10 protein-coding genes and 1 pseudogene are annotated in these 12,535 nt (G+C 44.4%); all 11 read left to right on the top strand.

Annotated elements, in window-relative coordinates; genetic code table 11:
* The first annotated feature begins 41 nt into the window (after window positions 1-41).
* The 11 genes and pseudogenes from yaaA to FJU10_RS15970 all read left to right on the top strand — a co-directional run bounded on the left by yaaA (window position 42) and on the right by FJU10_RS15970 (window position 12,449).
* Window positions 42-281 carry a S4 domain-containing protein YaaA gene (yaaA, locus tag FJU10_RS16020; RefSeq protein WP_077453248.1) on the top strand — a complete coding sequence of 80 codons (240 nt, stop codon included), beginning with the start codon at window positions 42-44 and terminating at the stop codon, window positions 279-281.
* Window positions 268-1,380 (top strand): DNA replication/repair protein RecF, encoded by a 1,113-nt coding sequence (recF, locus tag FJU10_RS16015; protein ID WP_077453246.1) that lies wholly within the window; start codon window positions 268-270, stop codon window positions 1,378-1,380. Before yaaA ends, recF begins: the two co-directional genes overlap by 14 nt.
* Window positions 1,381-1,385: 5 nt before the next feature.
* Window positions 1,386-3,335: a DNA topoisomerase (ATP-hydrolyzing) subunit B gene (gene gyrB / locus FJU10_RS16010; protein ID WP_140966360.1), complete on the top strand. Its 1,950-nt coding sequence runs from the start codon at window positions 1,386-1,388 to the stop codon at window positions 3,333-3,335.
* 23 nt (window positions 3,336-3,358) lie between these two features.
* Window positions 3,359-5,884: a DNA gyrase subunit A gene (gyrA, locus tag FJU10_RS16005; RefSeq protein WP_071859208.1), complete on the top strand. Its 2,526-nt coding sequence runs from the start codon at window positions 3,359-3,361 to the stop codon at window positions 5,882-5,884.
* A 263-nt stretch (window positions 5,885-6,147) separates the two neighbouring features.
* The gene (gene rpsF, locus FJU10_RS16000; RefSeq protein ID WP_005226363.1) at window positions 6,148-6,447 is read left to right on the top strand and encodes a 30S ribosomal protein S6; all 300 of its coding nucleotides are present in this window, start codon (window positions 6,148-6,150) and stop codon (window positions 6,445-6,447) included.
* Window positions 6,448-6,490: 43 nt separating this feature from the next.
* Window positions 6,491-7,015: a single-stranded DNA-binding protein gene (gene ssb, locus FJU10_RS15995; protein WP_005226365.1), complete on the top strand. Its 525-nt coding sequence runs from the start codon at window positions 6,491-6,493 to the stop codon at window positions 7,013-7,015.
* Between the two features lie 23 nt (window positions 7,016-7,038).
* Window positions 7,039-7,275: a 30S ribosomal protein S18 gene (rpsR, locus tag FJU10_RS15990; protein ID WP_005226367.1), complete on the top strand. Its 237-nt coding sequence runs from the start codon at window positions 7,039-7,041 to the stop codon at window positions 7,273-7,275.
* Between the two features lie 240 nt (window positions 7,276-7,515).
* On the top strand, window positions 7,516-8,964 hold the full coding sequence (locus tag FJU10_RS15985) for a DHH family phosphoesterase (protein ID WP_005232918.1): 1,449 nt from the start codon (window positions 7,516-7,518) through the stop codon (window positions 8,962-8,964).
* Window positions 8,965-8,979: 15 nt separating this feature from the next.
* Window positions 8,980-9,431: pseudogene (gene rplI, locus FJU10_RS15980) on the top strand (50S ribosomal protein L9).
* 107 nt (window positions 9,432-9,538) lie between these two features.
* Complete coding sequence (dnaB, locus tag FJU10_RS15975; protein WP_005226374.1) at window positions 9,539-10,909, top strand: replicative DNA helicase; 1,371 nt, start codon at window positions 9,539-9,541, stop codon at window positions 10,907-10,909.
* Window positions 10,910-11,156: 247 nt separating this feature from the next.
* Complete coding sequence (locus FJU10_RS15970) at window positions 11,157-12,449, top strand: adenylosuccinate synthase (protein ID WP_005232916.1); 1,293 nt, start codon at window positions 11,157-11,159, stop codon at window positions 12,447-12,449.
* The last annotated feature ends 86 nt before the right edge of the window (window positions 12,450-12,535 follow it).

The following is a 12,535-nucleotide window of genomic DNA, read 5'->3' as shown; positions in this document are numbered from 1 at the left end:
ATAATAGAGCTAAACGCTCTTTGATAGAATTGAGGGGAATTATGAAAATGCAAATACCGTTAGAAACGGAATATATGACACTTGGACAAATGCTCAAAGAAGTCAGCGTGATCAGCAGCGGCGGCCAAGCGAAATGGTACCTTGCAGAGCACACCGTTTTTGTCGACGGCGAACCAGAAAATCGACGAGGGCGCAAATTGTATGCGGGAATGCGTATTGAGCTACCTGATGAAGGTACTTTTTTTATGGTGAAGAAGGAAGACGCCGATGCGGCTGAATGAGTTGCATTTAAGCAATTATCGGAACTATGATTCGCTGACACTGACTTTTGAGAAAGGTCTGGTCATTTTTTTAGGCGAAAACGCGCAAGGAAAAACCAATATCTTAGAAAGCATCTATGTATTGGCGATGACCAAAAGCCACCGCACCTCCAGTGAGCAAGAACTTATTCGCTGGGACACAGAAGGTGCGCGGATCTCTGGCAGTGTCAGTCGGGGACGCTCAACGATCCCGTTAGAACTGTTTTTGTCAAAAAAAGGACGAAAAACGAAAGTAAACCACATTGAGCAAAAAAAGCTCAGTAGTTACATAGGGCAGTTGAATGTCATTTTATTTGCTCCAGAAGACCTCTCCCTTGTAAAAGGAAGTCCCCAAGTCCGCCGCAAATTTCTCGATATGGAAATTGGGCAGATCGATCCAATCTATCTCTATGATCTCGTTCAATACCAATCCGTTTTGAAACAGCGCAATCAATACTTAAAACAGCTGAATGAAAAAAAACAGACCGATGAGATCTATTTAGATGTTTTGACGGAACAGCTGGTGGCTTTCGGCAGTAAAATCATTTTAGCCAGACAACGGTTTGTTCAGCGCTTGGCGTATTGGGCAAATCAGCTGCACCAAAAGATCAGCCAAGGAAAAGAAACCTTGCAGATCGACTACTTATCGAATGTGCCCGGTGAGGCGAATACGCTGGAGGAGATCCAACAGCAATTTGTCAAAGCCTTGGCACAAGTCAAAGACCGTGAACGATTTCGGCAAGTCACGCTGGCAGGCCCCCATCGAGACGATCTGGATTTTTTGATCAATGAGAAAAATGTTCAGACCTTTGGTTCGCAAGGACAGCAGCGAACGACGGCCTTAAGTGTTAAATTGGCAGAAATCGATTTGATGAAAGAAGAAACGGGAGAATATCCCGTCCTTTTATTAGATGACGTCATGAGTGAGCTGGATGATTCCCGACAACTGCATTTATTGGAGACCATTGAAGGAAAAGTTCAGACCTTTCTGACAACGACGACATTAGAACATGTGAAAGACAAAATGTCTGTGGAAGCAGAGATTTTTTATGTAGAGCAAGGACATATTAAAGGAGAATAGACTGAATGACAGAAGAAGAAAAAAGCTTAGTTGAACGTGCGAAAGCCTATGATGCCAGTCAGATCCAAGTGCTGGAAGGGCTAGAAGCCGTCCGCAAACGACCTGGGATGTACATTGGTTCTACCAGTTCAGAAGGTTTGCACCACTTAGTATGGGAAATCGTCGATAACTCGATCGATGAAGCACTAGCAGGCTTTGCCTCAAGTATTCAAGTGATCATTGAACCAGATAATAGTATTACGGTCGTCGATGACGGTCGGGGGATCCCCGTTGATATCCAAGCCAAGACAGGTCGTCCAGCGGTAGAAACCGTCTTTACGATCCTGCATGCCGGCGGGAAATTCGGCGGCGGCGGCTACAAAGTATCTGGTGGACTGCACGGGGTAGGTTCCTCCGTCGTTAATGCGCTATCCACGACTTTAGATGTAAAAGTCTACAAGGAAGGTAAAGTGTATTATCAAGAATACCATCGTGGGGCAGTCGTTGATGACTTAAAAGTGATCGATGAAACCGACCGCCACGGAACGACCGTCCACTTTGTTCCAGATCCAGAGATCTTTACGGAAACAACTGTATTCAATTTTGACAAATTAGCGACGCGGGTTCGGGAATTAGCCTTCTTGAACCGAGGTTTAAAAATCTCGATCGAAGACAAACGGGAAGAAAAACCCGTCTTGAAAGAATATCATTACGACGGCGGGATCAAGAGCTATGTGGAGCATTTGAATGCGAGTAAAACAGTGATTTTCCCAGATCCGATCTATTTAGAAGGAGAGCAACAAGGAATCACGGTTGAAGTTTCCATGCAATATACCGATAGCTACCACAGCAATCTGCTAAGTTTTGCCAACAATATCCATACCTATGAAGGCGGAACCCATGAATTCGGGTTTAAGACTGCCTTGACCCGGGTGATCAATGATTACGCCCGCAAGTCAAAATTGATGAAAGAAAACGACGAAAACCTAACCGGCGAAGATGTTCGGGAAGGGTTGACGGCGGTTATCTCCATCAAGCATCCAGATCCTCAGTTTGAGGGACAAACGAAAACCAAATTAGGAAACTCCGAAGTGCGGACAGTCACCGATCGTCTCTTTTCGGAACACTTCACGAAATTCTTGATGGAAAACCCGAATGTGGGTCGTCAAGTCGTGGAAAAAGGACTTTTGGCATCAAAAGCCCGTCAAGCAGCCAAACGTGCCCGGGAAATGACTCGCCGAAAAGGTGCGTTAGAAATCAGTAACTTACCTGGGAAATTAGCCGACTGTTCCAGTAATGATCCAGAAAAATGCGAATTGTTTATCGTCGAAGGAGATTCTGCCGGCGGTTCAGCAAAACAAGGCCGTAGTCGCGAATTCCAAGCGATCTTACCGATCCGCGGGAAGATTTTAAATGTTGAAAAAGCCAGCATGGACAAAATCTTAGCAAACGAAGAGATCCGTTCATTGTTTACAGCCATGGGAACTGGGTTTGGTGCTGATTTTGATGTAGCAAAAGCCCGTTACCACAAGCTAGTTATCATGACCGATGCCGATGTCGATGGTGCCCATATCCGGACCCTACTTTTGACGCTGTTCTATCGTTATATGCGTCCAATCGTTGAAGCTGGTTATGTCTATATCGCACAACCGCCATTGTACGGTGTCAAACAAGGGAAAAATATCCACTATATCCAACCCGGCAAGAATGCCGAACAAGATTTGAAAAATACGATTGAATCACTACCTGCGACACCAAAACCAACGGTTCAACGCTACAAAGGTCTAGGGGAAATGGATGACCACCAGTTATGGGAAACCACGATGGATCCTGACAACCGGATGATGCTGCGGGTCAGCGTAGATGATGCCATAGAAGCCGATCAAATTTTTGAAATGCTGATGGGGGATCGCGTCGAACCAAGACGGGCCTTTATCGAAGAAAACGCGCACTACGTGAAAAATCTTGACATCTAGCCAATCGTAGAGGAGGAAACAGCTTGAGTGAAGAAGCAAAACAAAATATTCATGACGTCAATCTGACCAGTGAAATGCGCGAGTCCTTTATCGATTATGCAATGAGTGTAATTGTTGCTAGGGCTTTACCAGATGTGCGGGATGGCTTAAAGCCGGTTCACCGCCGAATTTTATATGGAATGAATGAATTAGGGGTGACACCAGACAAACCCCATAAAAAATCAGCCCGGATCGTCGGCGATGTCATGGGGAAATACCATCCCCATGGTGACAGTGCGATCTATGAATCAATGGTGCGGATGGCACAGCCCTTTAGCTATCGCTACATGCTAGTCGATGGCCACGGAAACTTTGGTTCAGTCGATGGTGACGGTGCCGCTGCGATGCGGTATACCGAAGCCCGCATGAGCAAACTGGCGATGGAGATGCTGCGGGACATCAACAAAGATACTGTTGATTTCCAAAGCAATTATGATGATACAGAACGAGAACCAGCGGTATTACCAGCACGCTTCCCGAACCTTTTGGTCAACGGGACGACGGGAATCGCTGTTGGGATGGCGACCAATATCCCGCCTCATAACTTGAATGAAGTTATTGCAGCCATCGATCTATTGATGGAAAATCCAGAAGTCACAACGAGTGAATTGATGGAAGTCCTACCAGGACCAGATTTCCCAACTGGTGGGATCGTGATGGGGAAATCCGGTATTCGCCGTGCTTATGAAACAGGGAAAGGTTCGATCACTGTTCGCGGGAAAGTCGAAGTGACTGAAATGCCCAACGGTAAAGAACGGATCTTAGTGACTGAATTGCCATATATGGTCAATAAAGCCAAATTGATCGAACGGATCTCTGAGCTGCACCGTGACAAACGGATCGAAGGAATCACCGATCTGCGGGATGAATCGTCTCGTGAAGGCATGCGGATCGTGATCGACGTTCGTCGCGATGTCAGTGCATCGGTGATCTTAAACAATCTCTACAAAATGACTGCACTGCAATCTTCTTTTGGCTTTAATATGTTAGCCATTGAAAAAGGCGTGCCGAAGATTTTGAGCTTGAAACGAATTTTAGAAAACTACATCGAGCACCAACAAGAAGTGGTGACTCGACGAACACAGTTTGATAAAAACAAAGCAGAAGCTCGTGCCCACATCTTGGAAGGGTTACGGATCGCATTGGATCATATCGATGAGATCATTGCTTTGATCCGGGCATCAAATTCTGATGATGAAGCAAAAAATAGCATGATGGAGCGCTTCAAATTGTCCGATCGCCAAGCGCAAGCGATTTTAGATATGCGTTTGCGTCGCTTGACCGGTTTGGAACGCGACAAGATCGAAAACGAGTACCAAGGCTTGTTAGAATTTATCGCTGATTTGACAGACATTCTAGCAAATCCACAACGGGTCCTAGAGATCATCCAAACGGAGTTGCAAGAATTAGGCCAACGCTTTGGTGATGATCGCCGGACTGAATTATTGGTTGGGGAAGTCTTAAGTCTTGAAGATGAAGATTTGATCGAAGAAGAAGAAATCGTCATTACCTTGACGAACAATGGGTACATCAAACGAGTAGCTAAATCTGAATTCCGTGCGCAACGCCGCGGCGGACGTGGCGTTCAAGGAATGGGGATCCACGATGAAGACTTCGTGAAGACGTTGGTTTCTTGTTCGACTCATGACACATTACTGTTCTTCACCAATAAAGGGAAAGTTTACAAAGCCAAAGGCTATGAAATTCCTGAGTATGGTCGGGCAGCCAAAGGGATCCCTGTGATCAATCTGCTAGGGATCGATTCTAGCGAACGGATCGAAGCGATCATTTCGGCTTCTGGTGGGCCTCAAGAAGGACGCTACTTGTTCTTCACGACGCGTCTAGGTGTGGTCAAACGGACCTCAGTGACGGCCTTTTCGAATATCCGTGCCAATGGTCTGATTGCGATCGGTCTTCGGGAAAATGATGAGTTGGTCAACGTGATCGAAACCCACGGCGAAGATGTCGTGATCATTGGAACCCACGATGGCTACTCGGTGACCTTCAAAGAAGCCCTTGTGCGGGATATGGGCCGGACAGCTGCTGGTGTGCGAGGCATTCGTCTCAGAGACGGAGACTACGTCGTAGGTGCCGCGGTGATCACAGAAGACAGTGAAGTCTTGGTCATCACTGAGAACGGCTATGGCAAACGCACCAAAGGCTCTGAATACCCAATCAAAGGTCGAGGCGGAAAAGGGATCAAAACAGCCAACATTACGGCGAAAAACGGTCCATTAGCCGGCTTGACGACGGTCAGCGGTGAGGAAGACATCATGGTGATCACCGATAAAGGCGTCTTGATTCGTTTCAATGTAGCGACTGTTTCCCAAACTGGTCGGGCAACCTTAGGGGTTCGTTTGATGAAGATGGAAAACAATGCCAAAGTAGTGACGATGGCAACGGTTGAACCGGAAGTCGAAGAAGAACTAGCGACTGCCGAAGAAACAGCGGTACAAGACGTGCCAGTTGTGGAAGAAACAACGGAAGACACCACGGATACACAAGAATAAGCAATACATTTTCTAGGAAGACAGCAACCTGCGAACCTGCAGCTTGCTGTCTTTTTACTCTTTTTCAAAAAATCGGCAGCAGCTGACGTATTTATCAGTGTAAGCGATTGTTTGCGGTGATGGGTAGATGCAGGGATGCAAAAAAACAGCTTGCAGTAGGGACGAAAAAAGTGTATAATAATTATTTGTGAGTAGTCTAATTAGACCACTCTCTCTGCTCCTAGAAAACTAGGGGCCAAAGTCCACAGGGAGGTGAAAAATCAATGGAAAACACGAAATATGAGATCTTATACATCATTCGTCCAAACATTGATGAAGAAGCAAAAGCCGCATTGATCGCTCGTTTTGACTCAATCTTAACTGATAACGGCGCTGAAGTTATCGAATCAAAAGATTGGCAAAAACGCCGTCTAGCGTATGAAATGGATGGATTCCGTGAGGGTATCTATCACATCGTTAAAGTTTCTTCTTCAACAACTGCAAGTGCAATCAACGAGTTTGACCGTCTTGCGAAAATCAATGATGACATTATCCGTCACATGATTGTCAAAGAAGAAGCATAATATTGTTTCACATGAAACAAAAGCGATGAGGAGATGATGAACTTTGATTAATAATGTTGTACTAGTAGGAAGACTAACCAAAGATCCTGATTTACGTTACACTTCTAATGGCACTGGTGTCGCAACCTTTACCTTGGCGGTAAACCGCAATTTTACCAACCAAAGTGGAGAGCGCGAAGCTGATTTCATCAACTGTGTTATTTGGAGAAAACCAGCGGAAACATTAGCAAACTATGCACGCAAAGGAACTTTATTAGGAGTTACTGGACGTATTCAAACCCGTTCATACGACAACCAACAAGGCCAACGTGTTTATGTAACAGAAGTCGTTGCTGACAACTTCCAATTATTAGAGTCGCGGAATGCTTCCGAGCAAAGACGCACAACTGATAGCGGATCTGGCAGTAACAATACGTATAACTCAAACAGTTCTTCTGGATTTGGTAACAATAACTCAAATCAAACTCAATCCTCTCAACCATCAGGAATGCCTAATTTTGATCGAGACAACTCCGATCCATTCGGAAACTCATCAATCGACATTTCAGACGATGATTTACCATTCTAAGAAATTGATAGGAGGGAAATAGGATGGCACAACAAAGAAGAGGCGGACGCAAACGTCGTAAAGTAGACTACATTGCTGCAAACCATATTGAACATATCGATTATAAAGATATTGAATTACTAAAACGTTTCATTTCAGAACGCGGTAAAATCTTACCACGTCGTGTAACTGGTACTGGTGCGAAAAACCAACGCAAACTTACCATTGCAATCAAACGTGCGCGTATCATGGGATTACTTCCATTCGTAGGCGAAGAATAAATCGAATGATTTTCATTGACAAGTTTCTTTTGAAGCTTGTCAATTTTTTTTATCCATCGAAGAAAAAATGTTATTTTATAAACAGATAGAATAACGAATAACAGAAATTTGTTCATAGTTGTTTCACCAAAAAAGTTTCACGTGGAACTTTTTTGCATCAATCGCCTATTTGATTGTTTTATGGTAAAATAAGGAACAAAGCTTCAAAAAAATGGGATGATACATTGAGGGGTAAAAAAGATGGCAGCAATTGGGTTGATTTCAATTGATAATTACGATGATTTGATTGAGAAAAAAGACGACAAACAAGTTTCTTATTTGAACTCGCTGATCACGACATTGATTTCTGATTGGGCAAGTGAGAATCATGTTTTTTACAAACGAATCAATTCCGAGCGGTTTCTTTTCGTCGCGAAGTATTCAGATATTGAGCGGATGAAGGAAGAAAAATTCCAATTTTTGACTAGAGTACGGCAAGTTGCGGAAAAAAATGATCTGGCATTAACGATCAGTATGGGAATCTCCTATGGGGAAGAGTCTTTTGAAGAGATCGGGGAAGTGGCACAAAACAATCTCGACATTGCGTTAGTTCGCGGCGGCGATCAAGTCGTTTTAAAAGAAGCCAAAGAAGAAGCGAAACCGCAATTCTTTGGTGGCAATACAGACGGCACACCAAAGAGAACGCGTGTTCGTTCTCGTGCCATGAGTACGGCGTTGAGAAAGATTTTTGCTGAAAACCAGCGGATCTTTATCATGGGTCATCGTTACCCGGACATGGATGCTTTAGGTTCGGCTTTTGGGGTGGCTTACATGGCGATGATGAGCGACAAAGAATGCTACATCATTTTAAATCCGAAAGAGATCACCGCCGACATTCAGCGGGCATTGGAAGAATTGAAAAAATATCCCGAGCTGGAACGATTTGTGATCACTGGGGAAGAAGCAGTCAATTTATCAAATGAAGAAAGTGTCTTAGTGATGGTAGATTACCATAAGCCGTCGATGTCGATCTCGCAAGCGGTCTATGATGAATTTGACAAAATCGCAGTGATCGATCACCATCGTCGCGGGGATGAGTTTCCCGATAAGCCTTTATTGACGTATATTGAATCTTCCGCATCTTCGGCATCAGAACTAGTAGCAGAATTGATCCAGTATCGTGCTTCTCGCAGATCGCAAGTCCCGAAATTTATTACGACTTCTTTATTAGCGGGCATCTACGTGGATACGAAGAACTTCACGGTGCGAACCACTGGTCGGACCTTTGATATTGCTGGCTATTTGAAAAATCAAGGCGCAGATACCTCATTGGTTCAATACATGTTGAGTACGGATCTCGATTCCTATTTGATGATCAGTGAACTGGTTTCTCGCAGCCAGCATTTCCGAGAAGATATCGTGATTGCTGCAGCGGATGAAGATCGGGTCTACGATAGTGTCACTGTTGCGAAAGCGGCCGATACTCTGCTATCGATCAATGGGATCCATGCGGCGTTTGTCATTACGAAACAGCCAGGAGATTTGATCGGTATCAGTGCTAGAAGCACCGGTAAAGTCAATGTACAAACCTTGATGGAGGCATTAGGCGGCGGGGGACATTTTACCAACGCAGCCACGCAAATAAAAAACAGCAGCATTGGTGATGTAGAAAACCAGCTGCGAGCGGAATTAACGAAAAATGAACAATAACAAGGAGTGACCAAGATGAAAGTTATTTTCTTACAAGATGTCAAAGGCAAAGGCAAAAAAGGCGATATCAAGGAAGTCCCTAATGGCTACGCACAAAACTTCCTGATCAAAACAACTTAGCTAAACCTGCCAACAATGAAAGCATGGCAGAATTAAAAGGCAAACAAAAAGCCAAAGAAAAACAAGATGCCGAAGTCTTAGCAGAAGCGAAAGAGTTAAAAGCACTTCTTGAAAAAGAAGAAACCGTTGTGAAGATCAATGCTAAAGCAGGGGAAGATGGCCGCTTGTTCGGTTCGATCCCATCAAAACAAATTGCCGATGCCTTGAACAAGCAATACAAAATCAAGATCGACAAACGCAAAATCGAATTGGATCAGCCGATTCGTGCATTAGGCTTCACGCAAGTACCTGTAAAATTGCACCCACAAGTAACAGCAACGATCAATGTTCATACCATTCAAGAATAAGCATTACTCCCAACAGTCATATGTTGGGTTTTTTTCGGCAAACGTCCAAGCAATCTTGTACTTTGGATGGGAATCTTGTAGAATGAATGGACGAAGGAGCGAATGGCATGAATGAAGTTTGGCAAAATCAAGTTCCCCCACAAGATATTGAAGCGGAACAAGCGGTCCTAGGGGCAGTCTTTTTAGATGCCGATGCGATCATCGATGCAATGGAAGTAATCGCCCCAGAAGATTTTTATCGCCGCAGCCATCAAATAATTTTTCAAGCAATGATCCAGTTGAACGACCGTAGTGAATCGATCGACTTGATCACGTTGAAAGCAGAAATTGAAAAAAGCAATAGTCTTGAAGATGTTGGCGGCCTGACGTATCTGACTGAATTGAGTCAAGCTTCACCATCAGCAGCAAGTATTGCTTATTATGCGAAGATCGTTGACGACAAAGCTACGTTACGCAATCTGATCCAAACAGCGAGCCGTATCGTAACCAAAGGCTTTGAACAAGATGAAGATGTGCAGTCGATCATTGATCAAGCAGAAAAAAGTATTTTAGAAGTATCCGAAAAGCGCAACAGCAATGGCTTCCAATCGATAGCGGAAGTCTTGAATCGGACGATCGAAACGATCGATCAACTGGCGCAAAACAATGAAGAAATCACCGGATTACCTACGGGTTATGCGGCTTTAGACAAAATGACGGCGGGGCTGCAAAAAGAAGAGCTGATTATTCTGGCTGCCCGCCCCGCGGTAGGGAAAACCGCATTTGCCTTGAATATCGCACAAAATGTCGGAACGAAAACCGATCGTTCTGTGGCGATCTTTAGTCTGGAAATGGGGGCTGAATCATTGGTCAACCGGATGCTTTGTGCGGAAGGCTCGATTGAGGCCAGTCACTTGCGGACGGGGCAGCTCTCAGAAGAAGAGTGGCGGAATTTGATCGTTGCCATGGGCAGTCTTTCTAACGCCAATATCTATATCGATGATACCCCCGGGATCAAGATCTCTGAGATTCGGGCACGTTGTCGGAAACTCGCGCAAGAAAAAGGCAATCTCGGCTTGATATTGATCGACTATTTGCAGTTGATTGAAGGAACGGGTCGCGAAAACCGCCAACAAGAAGTCTCTGAGATCTCTCGCCAATTAAAGAAACTGGCGAAGGAATTGAAAGTGCCGGTGATTGCACTGTCTCAGCTTTCTCGGGGTGTGGAACAGCGACAAGACAAACGTCCTGTTTTAAGTGATATCCGGGAATCAGGGTCGATCGAGCAGGATGCCGATATCGTTGCTTTCTTGTATCGGGATGACTACTACCGCAGTGAAGGCGACGATGACGATGAACCAGAGGAACAACAAAACAACAATGTGATCGAAGTCATTATTGAAAAAAACCGGAGTGGTGCCCGGGGGACGGTCGAACTTCTATTCATCAAAGAATACAATAAATTCTCCTCGGTCTCGCCACGAGAAGAGTTCGGGTAAGGCACCAATGATTTGAGAAACAAGGGCTCCTGCTGCCGTCTGCATTGCGCTGATGGCAGTAGGGCTTTTTTTATGTGCCGACTTTATTCGTTTTTACGTGTATAAATAATTATTACAAAGAAAATAGTTCGTTTTTTACCCCTGAAAAATGAGAATTTAAAACGATTATTCGATTTTAGATTGAAAGAGCTTGCGAATCTTGTTACAATACTTAAGGAATGCACTAATTAAAGAAAGAGGTCATTATATGTCATCTGTAGTAGTAGTAGGTACACAATGGGGCGATGAAGGTAAAGGAAAGATTACGGACTTTTTGAGTGAAAACGCGGAAGTCATTGCACGTTATCAAGGTGGAGACAATGCCGGCCATACGATTAAATTTGACGGTGTGACCTATAAACTGCATTTGATTCCTTCTGGGATCTTTTATGCAGATAAAATCAGTGTCATTGGAAACGGGGTCGTTGTGAACCCGAAATCATTAGTTAAAGAATTAGCATACTTGAAAGAAAACAATATAATAACAGAAAACTTGAAGATCTCTGATCGTGCACATGTTATTTTACCTTACCATATCCATTTGGATCAGCTGCAAGAAGATGCCAAAGGTGACAACAAGATCGGTACGACGATCAAAGGGATCGGACCAGCCTATATGGATAAAGCGGCCAGAGTCGGCATTCGGATCGCTGATCTTTTAGACAAAGAAATTTTTGAAGAACGTCTACGCATCAACTTAGAAGAAAAAAATCGTCAATTCGTGAAAATGTTCGATGCAGAACCAATTGCCTTTGAAGACATTTTTGAAGAGTATTACGAATATGGCCAACAAATCAAAAAATATGTGACGGATACTTCGGTGATCCTTAACGATGCCTTAGATGAAGGCAAACGAGTTTTATTTGAAGGGGCACAAGGCGTGATGCTGGATATCGACCAAGGAACCTATCCTTTCGTAACGTCATCCAACCCCGTTGCTGGAGGTGTCACCATCGGTAGTGGTGTGGGCCCTTCAAAAATCAACAAAGTCGTTGGTGTCTGCAAAGCCTACACCTCTCGGGTAGGAGATGGTCCATTCCCAACGGAACTGTTTGATGAAACAGGTGAACAAATTCGTAAGATCGGTCGTGAATACGGAACAACGACAGGACGTCCTCGCCGTGTGGGCTGGTTTGATACCGTCGTGATGCGCCATTCAAAACGGGTATCGGGGATCACGAACCTATCCCTTAACTCGATCGATGTCTTGAGCGGTTTAGAAACCGTGAAAATCTGTACCGCTTATGAACTAGACGGCGAATTGATCTATCATTATCCAGCAAGCTTGAAAGAGTTGAACCGCTGCAAACCAGTCTACGAAGAACTTCCTGGCTGGTCTGAAGACATTACTGGCTGCAAAACATTAGCGGATCTGCCAGAAAATGCACGCAATTACGTGCATCGCATCTCTGAATTAGTCGGTGTCCGCATTTCGACCTTCTCGGTAGGACCAGACCGCAGCCAAACCAACATCTTAGAAAGTGTTTGGGCGCAAATTTAATCTGACGCGAAAGCATCAGAACAAGACAAAGAACTCCTACGTCAAAAGCAGTCAACGATAAGTTTGGCTGCTTTTGATGAGAATTT

This window comes from Enterococcus sp. OL5, assembly GCF_006491895.1.
Lineage (GTDB): Bacteria > Bacillota > Bacilli > Lactobacillales > Enterococcaceae > Enterococcus_D > Enterococcus_D innesii.
The sequence above is the reverse complement of the archived record's forward strand: the minus strand, read 5'-3'. Positions and strand labels throughout refer to the sequence as shown.